The organism is Streptomyces sp. NBC_00704 (assembly GCF_036226605.1).
GTDB lineage: Bacteria > Actinomycetota > Actinomycetes > Streptomycetales > Streptomycetaceae > Streptomyces.
Map to the genome: position 1 here is coordinate 7,126,655 of NZ_CP109000.1, position 15,446 is coordinate 7,142,100.

The 15,446-nt window shown below is 72.6% G+C and carries 16 protein-coding genes; 6 read left to right on the forward strand and 10 right to left on the reverse strand.

Translation table 11 applies throughout. From position 1 onward, the window contains the following. Window positions 1–235 precede the first annotated feature (235 nt). Together OG802_RS30925 and OG802_RS30930 are read right to left on the reverse strand one after the other, a co-directional pair. A complete protein-coding gene (locus OG802_RS30925; RefSeq protein WP_329415843.1) occupies window positions 236–1,258 on the reverse strand; it encodes a LacI family DNA-binding transcriptional regulator in 1,023 nt (340 codons plus the stop codon). 315 nt (window positions 1,259–1,573) lie between these two features. Continuing rightward, window positions 1,574–2,701 carry a GH12 family glycosyl hydrolase domain-containing protein gene (locus OG802_RS30930; RefSeq protein WP_329415846.1) on the reverse strand — a complete coding sequence of 376 codons (1,128 nt, stop codon included), beginning with the start codon at window positions 2,699–2,701 and terminating at the stop codon, window positions 1,574–1,576. A gap of 455 nt (window positions 2,702–3,156) precedes the next feature. Here OG802_RS30930 and OG802_RS30935 point away from each other — a divergent pair, with 455 nt between their 5' ends. Together OG802_RS30935 and OG802_RS30940 are read left to right on the forward strand one after the other, a co-directional pair. After that, window positions 3,157–3,993 (forward strand): PIG-L family deacetylase, encoded by an 837-nt coding sequence (locus tag OG802_RS30935; protein ID WP_329415848.1) that lies wholly within the window; start codon window positions 3,157–3,159, stop codon window positions 3,991–3,993. Window positions 3,994–4,166: 173 nt separating this feature from the next. After that, window positions 4,167–5,669, forward strand: coding sequence for a serine/threonine-protein kinase (locus OG802_RS30940; RefSeq protein ID WP_329415849.1), 1,503 nt, complete (start codon window positions 4,167–4,169; stop codon window positions 5,667–5,669). A 233-nt stretch (window positions 5,670–5,902) separates the two neighbouring features. On the opposite strand, the gene OG802_RS30945 is transcribed toward OG802_RS30940, so the two are convergent. Together OG802_RS30945 and OG802_RS30950 are read right to left on the reverse strand one after the other, a co-directional pair. Next, window positions 5,903–6,229: a plasmid stabilization protein gene (locus tag OG802_RS30945; protein ID WP_329415851.1), complete on the reverse strand. Its 327-nt coding sequence runs from the start codon at window positions 6,227–6,229 to the stop codon at window positions 5,903–5,905. A gap of 259 nt (window positions 6,230–6,488) precedes the next feature. Beyond that, window positions 6,489–7,889, reverse strand: coding sequence for a glycoside hydrolase family 43 protein (locus OG802_RS30950; RefSeq protein ID WP_329415852.1), 1,401 nt, complete (start codon window positions 7,887–7,889; stop codon window positions 6,489–6,491). Between the two features lie 196 nt (window positions 7,890–8,085). On the opposite strand from OG802_RS30950, the gene OG802_RS30955 reads away from it, so the two are divergent. The 3 genes from OG802_RS30955 (at window position 8,086) to OG802_RS30965 (ending at window position 9,746) form a co-directional block, all read left to right on the forward strand. Further along, a complete protein-coding gene (locus OG802_RS30955) occupies window positions 8,086–8,640 on the forward strand; it encodes a YciI family protein (protein ID WP_329415854.1) in 555 nt (184 codons plus the stop codon). A 249-nt stretch (window positions 8,641–8,889) separates the two neighbouring features. Next, complete coding sequence (locus tag OG802_RS30960) at window positions 8,890–9,093, forward strand: cold-shock protein (RefSeq protein WP_069768673.1); 204 nt, start codon at window positions 8,890–8,892, stop codon at window positions 9,091–9,093. Window positions 9,094–9,293: 200 nt separating this feature from the next. After that, entirely contained in the window at window positions 9,294–9,746 is a 453-nt protein-coding gene (locus OG802_RS30965; protein ID WP_329415858.1) for a DUF5707 domain-containing protein, read from the forward strand. 107 nt (window positions 9,747–9,853) lie between these two features. On the opposite strand, the gene OG802_RS30970 is transcribed toward OG802_RS30965, so the two are convergent. The 3 genes from OG802_RS30970 to OG802_RS30980 all read right to left on the reverse strand — a co-directional run bounded on the left by OG802_RS30970 (window position 9,854) and on the right by OG802_RS30980 (window position 12,237). Further along, a complete protein-coding gene (locus tag OG802_RS30970) occupies window positions 9,854–10,225 on the reverse strand; it encodes a hypothetical protein (RefSeq protein ID WP_329415859.1) in 372 nt (123 codons plus the stop codon). Window positions 10,226–10,428: 203 nt separating this feature from the next. Further along, window positions 10,429–11,502: a hypothetical protein gene (locus tag OG802_RS30975; RefSeq protein ID WP_329415860.1), complete on the reverse strand. Its 1,074-nt coding sequence runs from the start codon at window positions 11,500–11,502 to the stop codon at window positions 10,429–10,431. Between the two features lie 150 nt (window positions 11,503–11,652). Further along, a complete protein-coding gene (locus OG802_RS30980) occupies window positions 11,653–12,237 on the reverse strand; it encodes a TerD family protein (RefSeq protein WP_329415862.1) in 585 nt (194 codons plus the stop codon). A gap of 240 nt (window positions 12,238–12,477) precedes the next feature. Here OG802_RS30980 and OG802_RS30985 point away from each other — a divergent pair, with 240 nt between their 5' ends. Then, the gene (locus OG802_RS30985; RefSeq protein WP_329415863.1) at window positions 12,478–13,239 is read left to right on the forward strand and encodes a methyltransferase domain-containing protein; all 762 of its coding nucleotides are present in this window, start codon (window positions 12,478–12,480) and stop codon (window positions 13,237–13,239) included. 85 nt (window positions 13,240–13,324) lie between these two features. Here the strand turns inward: OG802_RS30985 and OG802_RS30990 are convergent, their stop codons facing one another. The 3 genes from OG802_RS30990 to OG802_RS31000 all read right to left on the reverse strand — a co-directional run bounded on the left by OG802_RS30990 (window position 13,325) and on the right by OG802_RS31000 (window position 15,363). Next, window positions 13,325–14,290, reverse strand: a complete 966-nt coding sequence (locus OG802_RS30990; RefSeq protein ID WP_329415864.1) for a pirin family protein — start codon at window positions 14,288–14,290, stop codon at window positions 13,325–13,327. 96 nt (window positions 14,291–14,386) lie between these two features. After that, window positions 14,387–14,875, reverse strand: a complete 489-nt coding sequence (locus OG802_RS30995) for a hypothetical protein (RefSeq protein WP_329415865.1) — start codon at window positions 14,873–14,875, stop codon at window positions 14,387–14,389. Window positions 14,876–14,901: 26 nt separating this feature from the next. After that, complete coding sequence (locus tag OG802_RS31000; protein ID WP_329415866.1) at window positions 14,902–15,363, reverse strand: ATP-binding protein; 462 nt, start codon at window positions 15,361–15,363, stop codon at window positions 14,902–14,904. Window positions 15,364–15,446 lie beyond the last annotated feature (83 nt).

Consider the following 15,446-nt stretch of genomic DNA (forward strand, 5'->3'; position numbering starts at 1 on the left):
ACGGTCGCCGGAGAGCGGAGAGCGGAGAGCGGAGAGCGGAGAGCGGAGAGCGGGGAACGGGGTGCGGGGAGTGGCGTGCCGGGACGGACGCGGCAGCCGCCCGGCGGGGGGCCATGGGCGGGCGGGCACACCGGGCCGCCCCCGCGTCGCCCGCCCGCGGCCGGGACGACACCCCGCACCCGTTTCGGGAGCGCTCCCGTTCCCGGAAACGGGAGCGCTCCCGTTCCGCACCGCGTCAGGCCGACTCGCGCACCGCCAGCTCCGTCCGGAGGATGACATGACGGTAGGCCGCCGACTGCTCCTCCATGTCCTCCAGCAGGAGCCGGATCATGGTCCGGCCCATCTCCTCGAGCGGCTGACGCACGGTGGTGAGCCGGGGCTCGGTGCGCTGAGCCAGCGCGAAGTCGTCGAAACCGATCACGGCGACGTCGTCCGGCACGCGTCGTCCCGCGGCCCGCAGCGCCTGCAACGCCCCGGCCGCCGTGGTGTCCGACGCGGCGAGGACACCGTCGATCTCCGGGTGCCGTTCGAGTAGTTCGGCCATGGCGCGGCGCCCGCCGTCCTGCGTGAAGTCGCTCTCGGCGACCAGCGACGGACTGCTCCGCAGGCCCGCCAGCGCCAGGGCGTCCTGGTACCCGCGCAGCCGGCACCGGGCTGCGTACATGTCGAGGGGCCCGGTGACGGTGGCGATCACCGCGCGGCCCCGCGACAGCAGGTGGGAGACGGCGCTGCGGGCACCGCCCACGTTGTCCGCGTCCACGTAACTGACGTATTCGTCGCCCGAGCGGCGCCCCAGCATCACCGTCGGCACCCGCGCCTCCGCGAGCATGTCCGGCAGCGGGTCCCCGGCGTGCACGGACATCAGCAGCACCCCGTCGACGCGGCCGCCGCGCGCGTACTCCAGGAAGTGCTGGCGCTCGTCCTCCGACCGGACCAGGGTCAGCATCAACTGCATCCCGGTGTCCGCCAGCGCGTCGCCCAGGGAGCCGACGATCTCCGAGAAGAACGGCTCCGCGAAGAGCCTCCAGTCGGGTTCGGTCAGCACGAGGGCGACGGCGTCGGCGCGCCGCCCGGCCAGCGAACGGGCCGCGAGATTGGGAACGTAGCCGAGTTCCTCGATGGCCCGCTGCACGGATCGGCGCGTCGAGTCCTTCACACCGGCCGCGTTGTTGATGACGCGGGAGACCGTGCCCCGCCCCACCCCGGCGTGAGCGGCCACCTCTTCCAGCGTCGGAGTGCCGGGGCGTCGCCTGCCCATGACCACCTCCCCCCAAGAGATCACCGATCCTACGGGCCCGACGGAAGCGGGCACACGGCTTCCGCGCGGGCCCGCGCGTTGTCGGCCAGGAGGGCGTCGGGTTCGCCTGGTTCATGAGTGATTGGGCCGCATGCGGATCGCCCGGTTCGCGCCCTTGCCGCCGTCCCCGTCCGCGCACCGTCCCCCTGCCGACGGGGGAGAGGGCTCCAGGAGGCGAAGTCCCGGGAACGGAGCGGGACCCGTCCCGCCGGCGCGGGGCCGGCGGGACGGGTCCCGGTGTGCGGACGACGCGACGGCTCGCGTCGGTCCGGCGCGTCAGGCGGTGGTGCAGGCGGTGCCGTTCAGGCTGAACGAGGCCGGCCTGGCGAAGCTGCCGCCGTAGGAGCCCTGGAACCCGAACGAGGCCTGCCCGCCCGGCGCGATGGACGCGTTGTGCGCCACGTTCGTGGCCGTCACCGAGCCGGACGACGGCGAGACGGCGGCGTTCCACGCGTTGGTGATGTGCTGCCCGCCGGGCAGCGTGAACGCGAGGTTCCAGCCGTTGATCGGGGAGGAACCGGTATTGGCCACCGTGACGTCGGCGGTGAAGCCGCCCGGCCACACGCTCGTGCCGTAGGACACCTTGCACGTCGCCGGGCCGCCGGGGTCGCCGGGGGTGCCGCCGCCGAGGTTCACGGCGGAGGAGAACGAGGTCACCGCCAGCCCGGCGCCGTTCTGCCACGGCTCGAAGCCGGCCTGAACGCTCGTCAGGTACCAGTCGTTCGTGGCGAGTCCGCGCGAGACGGCGTTGCGGGCGAAGTCCATGACGTCGAAGCTCCAGCTGTCGATCGTCGACGGCGCCACGAAGGACAGGACGTCGTTGGTGCCGTTGTTGCCGGACCACACCTGCCACTGGCGTCCGGCGACGGTGGCGGAGCCGACCGGCGAGCCCACCGGCTGCACCGACCCCACGCGGTTGAACCAGATCATGATCTCGGTGCGGTTCACGCCGTCGGTGCGGGGCGTCGGGTCCAGCCAGATGTCGTAGGCGGCGTCGTAGACCGCACCGCCCACATAGCTGTACGAGATGCTCGTGGGGGCCCCGGAGATACCGCTGAGCCGGGCCGGGAGATTCGTGCCCGGCGAACAGTTGGTGTAGTGGCAGCCGTTGAACACCGACGGGTAGGACTTCGGGGCGCCGTTCGTGGGCACGGAGCCGTCGGCCTGGGCGATCCTGAAGCCCGAGTCCGTGACGGTGATGCACTGGGTGGCGCTCGTGCCCCAGCGGTTGTTCTGCACGACGTAACGGCCCTTGATCGTGGTGGAGCCGAACTCCTCGCAGATCGTCGTGTCGGCGTGCGACGCCGAGGCGCCGGTGAGCAGCGCGGCCAGCGCGACGAGCGAGGTGAGCAGCGCGCCGGCCAGGGCGCGCACCCTGCGGGCCGGGAGGTGTGACGGTTGCATGCGGGTCCTCCGCGATGGGTGTGGGGGCCAGGGCGCACCCGTCAGCTTTGGGAGCGCTCCCATTCCGTTCTCCGCTGGGACTGTAGGAGAGGATCATGGACCTGACAAGACGACGGGCGTCGGAGTGCCGGGGCGCGGGAAAGGGCCGGGAACTCGCCTTGACAGGGCCCGGCGACGGTGTGCGCGCCGCGGTTCACGAACTTCCTGCCCAGGTCGGGAACAGGGGCTCCGGACGGCGTTGTTGCAGCCGACGAGAGACCGGCGGCGCGGACGGCGGGGCACACGGCGGGGCACACGGCGATCGACGGGACGTCCCGGCGTGATCCAGGGCCGGTCGGGTACGCCTCGTCGTCCGGTGTCCGGCAGTGAGACGTCTGATATCGAAGGGCGACCGCTTCACCACGCCACGGACTCGACCCGGACCATCCCCTTTGTCCCGCAGGAGGACTGTTTTCATGAACGACTCGCCCTTGACGCTCATGGCGGTGCACGCCCACCCCGACGACGAGGCCACCGGAACCGGAGGAGTGCTCGCGCGCTACGCGGCCGAGGGAATCCGCACGGTCCTCGTGACGTGTACCGACGGCGGCTGCGGCGACGGACCCGGGGGCGTCAAGCCGGGCGACCCCGGGCACGATCCGGCGGCCGTCGCCCGCATGCGGCGCGAGGAACTCGCCGCGAGCTGCGAGGTGCTGAAGATCGACGAACTGGAGATGCTGGACTACGCCGACTCCGGGATGATGGGCTGGCCGACCAACGACGCCCCCGGATCCTTCTGGCGGACCCCGGTCGAGGAGGGCGCCGCCCGGCTGGCGGAACTCCTGCTGCGTCACCGGCCCGACGTCGTCGTCACCTATGACGAGAACGGCTTCTACGGTCACCCCGACCACATCCAGGCCAACCGCATCACGATGGCGGCGCTGGAGATGACGGGGCTCACCCCGAAGGTGTACTGGACCACGGCGCCCCGCTCGATGATGCAGCGGTTCGGCGAGCTGATGCGCGAGTTCGGGGGCGCCGAGGTGCAGGAGCCGGATCCCGCCGAGGCGGCCGCGCTGGCCGAGATCGGACTCCCCGACGAGGAGATCACCACCTGGGTGGACACGTCCGCCTACGGCGCCCAGAAGTTCGACGCGCTGGCCGCGCACGCCAGCCAGGGCGAGAACATCTTCTTCCTCAAGATGGGCCAGGAGAGGTTCACCGAGCTGATGGGCGTCGAGACCTTCGTCCGCGTCCAGGACACCACCGGCGCTCCCGTCCCCGAGAACGACCTCTTCGCCGGACTGCGCTGACCCGCTCGTCCGCCTGCCAGCCTGCCTGCCGTCCGGCGGAGCCCGCGTTCCCGCGGCTCCGCCGGACGACTCGGGTTCGGGGGTAGGCCGGGCTCCGGCGGGTACCCGCGTCCGGCGTGCCTCGGTGAACGGGAGCCCGCGGTACATGTGCTCCGAAGCAAGAGGGAGAGGGAATGAGGCTCCGCGAGTCGGCCCTGGCGCCGTTCTCCCGGTGTTCGGCCGAGGTGCTGTCCGGCCGCTACCGTCTGGACGCCCGCATCGGCTCGGGCGGCGCGGCGGACGTCCACCGCGGCTACGACCTGCGGCTGCGGCGGGCCGTCGCGGTGAAGGTGTTCCGCCCCGGCGCGACCGCCACGTCGGAGGAGGGCTTCGAGAGCGAGGCCGTGATCCTGGCCCGGCTCCAGCATCCCGGGCTGGTCACCGCCTACGACGCCGGACGGCACGACGGCCGTCCCTACCTGGTCATGCAGCTGATCGAAGGCAGCACCCTCAGAGCGCGCGTCGCGGAAGGCGTCCTGTCCTGCGCGCGGACCGCGGCCTTGGGCGCCGACCTCGCCCGCGCCCTGGCCCACGCCCACGAGGCCGGGATCGTGCACCGCGACGTCAAACCGTCCAACATCCTTCTCGGCGCCTCGGACCGCCCCTACCTCACGGACTTCGGGATCTCCCGGCTGGTCGACGCCACCACCCGCACCGCCACCGGGGCCCTCGTCGGCACCGCCGCCTACCTCTCCCCGGAACAGGTGCTGGGCCGGCCCGTGGGCCGTCCCGCCGACGTCTACGCCCTCGGACTGGTGCTCCTCGAATGCCTCACCGGCCGGCTCGAGTACGACGGCGGTCCACTCGAGGCGGCGATCGCGCGGCTCCACCGCGCGCCGGTGCTGCCCGACGGACTTCCCGTCGAACTCGCCGCCCTGCTGCGGGACATGACCGCCCTGGACGAGCTGACACGCCCCTCCGCGCTCGACTGCGCCCGCACGCTGGCCGCCCTCGCCGACGCGCCCCTCTCCGGACCCGTCGAGGCCGCCGGGGCCGCCGGGGCCGTCGTCCCGCCGCCGGGGACCGCGGCGGCGAACAGCGCCCCTGCCCTGGTGGGGAGCCGCGAACCGGCGCGGGGAGACGAGGCGACGCACCCGGCCGGGCTCCCGGCACCGCGGGCAGCCGCTGCGAAGCCCGCCGCACGCGGCCGGGTGCTGGTGGCGGGCGGGGCCGTCGCCCTCGCCGGGGTCATGGCCGCCGCTCTGGCCGTCACCGACGGCTACTCGCAGCAGGGGGGCCACGGAAACACGACGGGCGCGGTCAGCCGGCCCGCCGGGAAGGGCGGCCCGGACGGCGGCTCGACCGGCGGGAACGGCGCCTCCCCGGCGCCCGGGACCCCGTCGGCCCCGCCCGGCGACGCCTCCCACGTGCCACTGCGTGCCGCCGCGTCGGCGCGGAGTGCGCCGCCCTCTTCCGGCCGCGCGGATACGGACCCGGCCTACGTGAAGGGCGCGGCCGCCGGCGCTGCGTCCGACGGCCGGGCCCCTGCTGAGCGGCGCGCACCGGCGCACGGCAAACCGTCCGGCAAGGCGGCGGGGGCCGCGAAGGCCGAGAAGACTGCCAAGGCCGAGAAAGAGGCGAAGCCCAAGGCGGAGCCGAAGCCGCCGGGGAAGAAGCCGCCGAACAAGCCCGACTGACCGGAGCGGACGGCACCGCGCCGGACCGGACTGGGCCGGACCGCGCCGGACCGGACCGGACCGAACCGCCCCGGACCGGGCCGGGCCCGCTCGAGTCGGGACCGGTGCCCGCGTCCGGTTGCGCCCGGGGAGGGGTGGTCGCCCCTCCCCGGGCGGGCGGCGTCCACGAGACGACGGGCGGGCCCTGGAGACGGCTCAGGACGTCCGCGGCAGCTCAGGACGTGCCGGGCCGGTCAGCGGCCGAGAGCGTGGGTCAGCTCCTGCTTGTTCATCGAGGAGCGGCCGCTGATGCCGCGCTTCTTCGCCTCCGCGTACAGCTGGTCCCGCGTCGGCCCCTGAGCGCCGCGGTGCGAGCGCAGGCCGCCGCGCTGCGGAGCGGACTTGGGGTCCCGGATCGACGTCCGGCTCGCCGTCTTCGACTCGCCCGCCCGGGCCCGCTCCTTGTTGACGGTGCGCGCCGCGATCTCCTCGGCCCGGCCCTTCGGGGCGCCGCGCTTCCGGGCGCCCTCCTTGATGTGCTGGTACTGACGCTCCCGCTTGGCGCTGGAACCCTGTGGCATGACGCTCTCCTTTCGGGCCGGGTGCGGCCGTGTTCGGCCGCACCCGCTTCCCGGTCGATGTCCGCGTCCCCGCCGCCCGGTGCCTCGCACCCTTGGGCCGGAACGCGCTGGTCCCATCTCAGGCAGGGGCCCTGGGGGTGTGCGAGCAGGCGGCCACCGAACGGATGAAGGAGCGGGTCCGGCACCGGGGTGCGCGCGGCCCGCCCGGACTCGGGAGGGGAGCGGAGCCGAAGCGTCCGGGCGGCCGTTGTGCGGCCCGTCAGTACACGACGGAGAAGGTGGCGTCCGCGCGCTCGGTGGCGGTGGTGATCGGGTCGATGCGCAGGACGTAGTCCGAGTGCCGGATGTACCGGGTGGGGAAGTTGTGGGAGCGGAACGACGCCCACGTGGAATCGGCCAGGCCCGCCTCCTTGTGGAAGGTGGCGTCCTGGGCGAACGTGCCGGTCCCGTCGTTGACGTCGAGCCTCAGCTGGTAGCTGTAGTGCCGCAGGTAGCGGGTCGGCTGGGCCAGTGACTGGAAGGACACCCCGGAGCTGTCGGCGAGGCCGGGCACGATCTTCCACTGGGAGTCGGTGAACGGGTCGAAGGGGTAGGGGTCGATCCGGCCGACGTAGTTCGCGTGCCGGACGTAACGGCCGGGGAAGTTGTACGACTTGATCCTGTTCCAGTCCGGGGCGCCCCACTTCGCGACCATGTTGTCGTACACGGTCGAGGTGATCGGCTGGATGCCGCAGTGCTTGGAGTTGAGCGGCTGCGTGTAGAGGCGCTGGTCGAGCGCGGTCCAGGTGCCGGCCGACAGGTCCGTGGACTGCCAGGCGTAGAACACGCCGTTGGGCGTGTAGGTGTCGCCCCAGAGGTAATAGGCGCCCGACGTGAGGGACTTGACCAGGGTGGGCGCCTCGGTGCCGCCGTGCGAGACGGCGGTGCTGAACGGAGTGAAGCTCCCGGGGTTCAGCGAGCTGGACCGGGCACCGACGAGCGTCCCGTTCTTCTTGAAGTAGAGGTAGTTGACGCCGTTGACGCCGACGGCCATGTCGCCGTCGATCACGTCGTAGCCGGGGTCGAAGAAGACCTGGGGGGCGGAGGCGGTGACGAAGTCGGTCGTGTAGTTGACCATGATGACGTTGTGGCCGCTGCTGTTGACGGCCGAGTAGATGAGGGCGTACTGGCCGCGGCCCGCGTCCCAGAAGGCCTCCGGCGCCCAGCTGTGGGTGTTCATGTCGTGCAGCTTCAGCCGGTGGTAGCCGGTGAAGGTGCGCAGGTCGGTGGAGTTCCAGACGTGGACGTACTGGCTGACGTAGTTCCAGTCGGTGCCCTTGAGGTCGGTGGCGAGCACCACGAAGGTGCCGTCCTGCTTGCGCAGGACGAACGGGTCGCGCAGGCCGAGCGCGCCCTCGGTGGGGGTGACCACCGGGTTGTTCTGGTTCAGCGGCATCCACTGCAGACCGTCCCGGCTGACGGCCAGGTGCAGGCCGTAGTTGGCCTCGAGCATGGTCGTGGACTCGGTGAAGTACGCCATCACGTAGGCCGAGTCCGCGGCGTGGGCGGCGCCCGCCCCGATGGTCAGGTCGGCGGCCATGGCGGCGAGGGGGACGCCGGCGGCCATGCCGAGGAACCGCCTGCGGGACGGCTGGAAGTCGGACCGGGGGCCTGTGCTCATCTGCTCTCCAGGAGAGGCGTGCGGACGGGCGAGGGACGCTCGCTCGTCCGATATATCGGACAGGGTTCGAATGTTCGGTCAGAAGGTAGGGGTGGGGGACGAGTGGGTCAATGGTTCTGTCGTCAGTCGACGCACTTTGTGCGACGGCTGGGGAAACCCGTTCGCCCTGGGGTCCGGCCGACAGTGATCCTTGGGCATGGACTTTCTCTGTTACCACCGTGACCGGCCGGGTTCCCTGGCGCTGCGTGAGCAGCTGATCGAAGCGCACTGGTCCTACATGGACGGTTTCGCGAAGGAGCTGATCGCCCGGGGCCCGACCCTCGCGGACGACGGCGAGACGCCCACCGGCAGCGTGCACATCCTCGACCTGCCCGGCCCCGCGGCGGCCCGCGCCTTCGCCTTCGACGAGCCGAACCACCAGGCCGGCGCCTACCGGGACGTGCTGCTGCGACGGTGGCGCAACACTCTGGGGCGCACCATGTGGGACTTCCCCGGCGGCCGGACCGGCGGCAACCGGTATCTGGTGCTCGGCTTCGGCGCGGGGGAGGGCGCCGACCTCGTGGCGCCGCCCGGCCGGGACGACGACCTGATCGCCCACGGGCCGCTGCTGTCCGACGACGGCGCCACCTGGCTCGGGACGGCGGTGCTGCTCCAGGCGTCGGATCCGGAGGCGGCGCGCGCCGTCCTCACCCAGGACCGGTACGCCGCCATCGAGGTGCACAACTGGCGGTTCGGCGGGCGGCCCTCCTGACGAGGCGCGCGGGCCGGTGCCGGGCCGTCGGCCGGACGGACCGGAACCGGCCGGTACCGGCGCGTCGCCGGTGACGTCCGGCCCTCCTTCGTTATACCGTTGTGATCAGCAGTCGTGGTTCCGAAGTCCCGTTCGCCCGTGATTGCCCTCACGGGCGTCCCTGCTGTTCAGCGTCTCTCCGGACCAGGGCGATCACCTCCCGGTCACGCAGGGTGCGTGTCCGGTCCCCCCTCCCCGAAGGAGACGGTCATGGCCAAGGGCACTGTGAAGTGGTTCAACAGCGAGAAGGGCTTCGGCTTCATCGAGCAGGAGGGCGGCGGCCCCGACGTCTTCGCCCACTACTCCAACATCGCCAGCCAGGGGTTCCGCGAGCTGCAGGAAGGCCAGAAGGTCGAGTTCGACGTGACCCAGGGCCAGAAGGGCCCGCAGGCGGAGAACATCCGCCCCGCCTGACGCTCACCCCCACGGGCCCGGCCCTCCCCACGCGGGAGGGCCGGGCCCGCCTGTATGCGGCCGGACGGCCCGGCGGGCGTACTCAGCCGGACTGAGTACGTTCCCCCATGCCGGGCGCATCCTCACGGCGCGAGGATCGGTGCAGCGGCGGACGCCACGGACGCCGGCCGGATCCAGTTGAGACAGTTGCGGAGAAACTCGTGTCCCGACGCATGGCCCTCACCGTCGCCGCCGGCGCTGCCGTCCTCGTGGGCGCAGGCGCGTACGCACTCGCCTACGCCGGCGAGCAGCCCCCGGCGCTGACCCACGCCACCGCCCGTTACACCGCCCCCGCGGCCGGCCACGACGGCTCGCTGACCTTCACGGCCTACGTGACGACGTCCTCCGGCGTCGACGACGTGAAGGTGCTGGCCTGGCCGCAGAACTCGTCGCTCGCCGAGCACGAGCCGACCGCGAAGGAGATGGCCGAGGCGGAGCCCGCCGTCTGCAAGCCCTTCAGGAAGCACACCGCGATCTGCACCTACGGCGTCAGGACCACGGCTTCCGACGCCGGGTCGTCGCCGCGCGGCGTCTGGCACGTCGCCGTGCTGGCCACCGCACAGAACGGCACCCGCACGCTCGACACCAGGGCGGCCGACTTCCTCGTCAAGTGACCAGCCTCCGCAGGCCACTTCGCCCGGCCCGCGCGGCACGGACGCCGGTCGCCGTCCGCCGGGCGGCAGCCTTCCCACCCGTCCGCGCCGCAGCGTGCCGGACCCGTTCAGCGGCCGGCGATCCAGCGGCGGACGGCGTCGTTGACGGTGTCGTCGAGGCCGCTCAACGTCTCCACCGCGTGCAGGTCGCCGGGCGCGGGCGCGACTCCGGCCCGGATGAGCGCCGCGTGCAGCTCCAGGCGCCGCCGGTCGGCGGGGGCCACCGCCGACGGCAGCCGCCGGCCCGGGTCAGGGGCGGGCCACAGCGGCTCCTCCTCGGCGGCCCGTCCCTGCGGCGGCACCCGCCAGTCCTCGTCCCCCCACTGCTCTCCCGCCTCCGTCCCCTCCAGGGTCGTCCGCGCGTCGAAACCGCAGCGGTAGGGGTCGAGGATCAGCTCGGGCACCGTGACGGCGGTCGGTGAATACTGCCAGTCCCGCATACAACCTCCAGCGTTCGGCGTTCGCTTGCTGTCCAGGAGGCCGCCCGCCCGCCGGCAGTTGCAGGACCGGCGGCGAACCACCCGAACGCCCCCAAACCCATCTCGTCACACCGCCACGGAGATGGACCGGGCGAAGCCGGAACTCCCGTACCCAAGAAGCCCGCACGCCCGCCCATCTCCAGCGTTCACGCGGGCCACGACTCCTAGTCGCCGCCGTCACCCCCGCCCCCGTCGCCCCCGCCGCCGTCGTCTCCGCCGCCGTGGCCTTCGCCTGCGTCCCCGCCGTCGGATCCCCAGCCGTCGCCGCCGCCGGACTCGTTGTCGTGGACGCTCGTGCCCAGGTTGGAGAACCAGGGGCGGTCCCACCCCTCGTCGAAGGCGACGGGCTCGCCCCCGCTCACCGGGCGCCGCTGCGACGGGAACCGCGCCAGCCCCGTCGTGTCACCGAGCCCGAAGGCGACGGCGAAGACCTGCGCCATGACGGCGTCCAGCGGGTCGGCGCTCTCGTACTCCACGGGGGTGAGCGGCAGCAGCACCGTGCCCGGCTCGAACGAAGGCCGGCGCGGCGGCCTGGTCAGCAGGGCGACACGGCGGTCGTCGCGCAGCAGCCGGGACGTCAGCGCATCCTCGCGGCGCAGCGCCCAGTGCCGTCCCGGCAGCCGCACATCCACGGAACTCTTCGACTTGCGCAGCTTCTTCCGCAGCGTGAGTTCCGCCGCGACGTCGTCCACCGTCAGGCGCAGACCGCGGGAGGGGTCGCCGGCGTGGGGGGAGGGGAAGCCGTGCGGAGCCCGGATGCGCACGACGGGGGCGTGCGGCCCCCAGACGTCCACCCGCACCAGACGCCGGTCCACGGCGACGGCGATCGGCCCGGCCGGGCCCGGGGCGAACCGCCGGGCGATCCACAGCGGCACCTGTTCGGCCCGGGCACGTTCCGCCAGCGCGGCCACCTGGGCGGGCCCGCCGCACCGGCGCACCGCCAACTCTCCGAGCGTGCGGGCGAACCGGGCCGTCTGCCGCACTCTCACCAGCATGGTGGTGCCGGTGACGCGGGTGACGGGCACCACCCCCGCGCCCTGCGCGAGCCCGTCCAGCGCACGTTCGGTCCCGCCGCCTCCGAGCCAGCGACCGCGCTGGAACGCCTCGGCCATGGCGGCGAGGTTCACCTCGGTCAACGGCGTCGTCCTGCCGCCGTCGCGCAACCGGTCCCCGGTCAGTTCCACCAGCCGTGCCAGCGGGTTCCAGGACCGTTCGCCGTAGAGCACCTCGTCCACCACTGCCCCCGTATACGCGTGCCGTTCACCGGCTCCCACCTTCACACACCCGTGCGGCGCCCCGTCACGGGGGCGGGCCGGTCCGGGAACGCGCCCGAGACCGCGCGGGAAGCGCACGGGGGACGTTGCCGGACGGCCTTCGCGGGCCCGGCCCTACTTGCTGACGGCGAAGCGCATCAGGGCGTGCTCGTCCCCCTGCTTGATCTTCCCCGTGACGTTGACGACTTCGAGCTTCCAACTCGCCCCGACCCGGACGGCCTTGGCCACGGCGCAGCCGTTGTCCTGGGTCAACAGGCTCGGCCAGATGTCGGCGACCTGCTGGGAGCTGCCCCCGGTCGCGTCGTAGACCTTGAAGCTGATGTTGCGGGCCTTCTGGAAGGAACTGCCCTTCTTGTACGCGGCGGCGACGAACACGATCGACGTGATCTGTGCCGGTATCCGCGCGAACTCGACGGTCACCGTCTCGTCGTCCCCGTCGCCGTGGCCGGTCTGGTTGTCGCCGCTGTGCACGAGCGAGCCGTTGCCCATCGGGTCGAGGGAGTCGAGACCCGCGAGGCGCACCGGGTCGCCGCCCTGCATGGCCACGGCGATCAGGTCCAGGTCGGTGCCGGACTTGCGGCGCAGCTTGCCGAGCACCCCGCCGCTGCTGCCGGCGGTGGGGTCCCAGGAGACCCCGATGGTCAGGCGCGTGACTCCGTCCAGGTCGGCCGGGCCGTCTTCCTTGGTGAGGGTGATCATCTGTGGCTCATCCTTTTACGTGAAGGGACTACAACACGCAGAGCGCGCCGGAGGCCTTTCCGGTTCCCGCGTCCCCCCGCGACCTCGGCGCGCGAGCGTGCACGCCGGGCGTGAGCACGCCGCCTCGACAGGCGCCGTTGCGTGGAATCTTCATGGCGTAGCGAATTGTCCGTATCCCTGCGGCTTCGATTCGGAGATCCTATGCTGACCACGAAATAGGACGATCTGGGGGGTTGCCCGATGCAGGCAGCAGGCAGGGCAGTGAAGTCCGGAGCCAGGCGGCTCCTGGGACGCGCCGGATTCGACATCGTGCGCAGCGGCGACAACCGGGGCGGCGTCGACGACTTCCTCCCCTTCGAGCCCACGATGCGGGCCGCCCGGGCGTCCGGTCTGTCGGTCGGCGACCACATCGACACGGTGATGAACGGGACGCCCGGCGCCACCCAGTCGACCATCGACGAACTGCGTGCCCTCGGCGTCTACGCCGACCGCCCGGCCTCGGTGCTGGAGATCGGCCCCGGATCGGGGCGGTACCTGGAGAAGACGCTGAAGGAGTGCTCACCGGACCGCTACGAGATCTACGAGACGGCGGCGCCCTGGGCCGGGTACCTGGTGGAGACGTTCGGCGTGATCGCCCGGCCGACCGCGGGGTGCAGTCTCGCCCCGACACCCGACGCCACCGTCGACCTCGTCCAGGCGCACAAGGTGTTCAACACCGTGACCTTCCTCTGCGCCTCCCGCTACTTCTTCGAGATGGCACGTGTCACGCGCCCCGGCGGCCGCATCGTCTTCGACGTCATGACGGAGACCTGCCTCGACCCGGACGCGGTGCGCACCTGGGCGACACAGGGCGGCGAGGGGCACGGCTCCTATCCGGCCGCCATGCCCCGCCGGGCCTGCGTGGACCTCTTCGCGACCCTCGGCTGCACCCTGGAGGCCGGCTTCCTGGCGCCCATGGGCGTCGCCACCACCGAGGTCCTCGTGTTCCGGAAGGCGGGCTGAGCGGTCGTCCGGACCGGCCCGTCCCTTCCGGCGGGGCCGGGCCGCGGCGTGGGTCCGGTGGGTCGAGAGCCGGTGTTGCGCCCGGTCAGCGCACCCGGCCGCGGGGTTTCAGGGGTACCGGCGGGAGTTCCGGGGCGCGCAGCGGGGCCCCGTCGTAGCCGGTCACTTCGCCGAACCGTGTCCCCTTCGTCCAGTCCTCGCGGGCCTGTTCGATCTCGGCCTGGGTGCGGCCGACGAAGTTCCACCACATGACGAGCTCCTCCTCGAACGGTTCGCCGCCGAGCAGCATCAGGCCCGCGTCCGACTCGGCCCGCAGGGGCAGTTCGGTGCGGCCGCAGCCGAGGTACAGCATGGAGCCGGGGAGGACGGGGACGCCGTCCACGTGCACCTCGCCGGACATGGACAGGACGCCGTACTCGAAGTCGGGCTCCAGCGGCAGCCGGACGTCGGCGCCCCGGGCGAGGGCGAGGTCGGCGCCCACGATGGGGCTGTACGCGGTTCCGGGTGACGTGGCGCCGTCGAGGTCGCCGAGGAGGACGGTGGCGGTGAGGCCGGGCGCGTCGACGGTGGGCAGGCCGGCGTGGTGCTCGAAGCGGGGGTCCGTGTGACGGTGCGCGTCCGGCAGCGCCACCCACAGCTGCGCGCCGTGCAGGAGGCGGGCGTGCGCCCGCGGACTCTCCTCGGAGTGGCTGATGGCGCGCCCCGAGGTCATCAGGCCGAGTTCGCGCGGCCGGATGGTCTGGAGGCTGCCGGTCGAGTCGCGGTGCAGCACCTCGCCCTCGTGGAGCCAGCTGACCGTCTGGAGGCCCATGTGGGGATGCGGCGGGACCTGCATGCCGGGTTCGTCGGCGATGTCGTCGGGGCCGTAGTGGTCGACGAAGGCCCAGGCGCCGATCATGCGACGGCCGAGGTTGGGCAGCAGCCGGCGCACCTCGGTCGACGCGCCGAGTGTCACATGGCGGGGGCTCAGCAGCTCGCGGACGGGTTCGGCGACGACGAATCCGCGGCCGCCGCACACGCTCGGCACGGGCGAGCGGTCAAGGTTGCTCATGCGGTCAACCTAGCGCTCGCACCGAGACGCCGGGGCGGGGCGGCGGTCCGGCGGCGGCCGGTGAGCCCACCCGTCCACCGTCCGTCCGTCCGTCCGTCAGTCGGTCAGGGCGGCGGCGAGTTCCTTGGTCGCGCGCTGTATCTCGCTGTCGGGTTCGGCCGGCAGCTGGCGCAGGACGTCGCGCTGGGCGCGGACGGCGTGACGGGCCGCGCGCTCCCAGGCCACGTAGTTGTCCGGATGGTGCAGCAGCTTGGGGTACGCGACGGCCGTGGTCTCCCACTGCCGGGCGTCGGCGATGCTCTTCAGCAGGCGCAGGATCTGCGCACGGCAGGTGACCTGGGGGAGGCGGACGAGTTCCCAGAGGAAGGGCACCGTCGCCGCCGTGGCCTCGTCCACGACGAACCCGAACTGGCAGATGCGTCGCCGGAGTTGGCCGAACGCCGAGTCGGCGCTGACAGCGTCGCCCCGGGCCAGGGTGGTGAGCAGGACGGGGATGCCCGCGGCGGATCCGGTGGAGTCCTTGATCTCGGGCCACGGCACGTGTCCCAGGTCCGCGAGCGGTGCGGTTCTCTTCGTGGCAGTCATGTCCGGTGTCTGGTGGGGGTCGTGGATCAGGGCAGGTGGCGGGTCGGCAGCATGGCCCAGACGGTCTTGCCCACCGGGCAGCGGCGGGTCCAGCCCCAGTGTTCGGAGAGGGCCTCGACGATGTGCAGTCCGCGGCCGTGCTCCAGGAGGCTGTCCCCGGGGTGCGGGTAGACGGGCAGGCTGTCGCTCGGATCGGTGACGGCGCACACGAGGTGGGAGCGGCGCAGGGTGAGCCTGAGCCGTACCCGGCACCGGTCCGCCGAGGTGTGCGGGAGCCCGTGCAGCACCGCGTTGGCGGCCAGTTCCGTGACGACGGTGAGCGCGTCGTCGGTGCAGTGGTCCAGGGACCAGTGGTCGAGTGTGCGGTGGGTGAAGTCGCGCGCCTGGGCGAACTCCTCGCGGCTGCCCGCGAGGTCCAGGGCGGCGGTTCTGGGCGAGTCGCGGACGAAGACGGACCCGGGACTCCGGAACTGCGCAGGTGATGGCACGGGGCATCTCCCTGAGACGACGTCAGGACAGTGGGCCGGAAGGGCGGTTGACGGCATGGCTATTATCCACGCTGAAGAGGCCC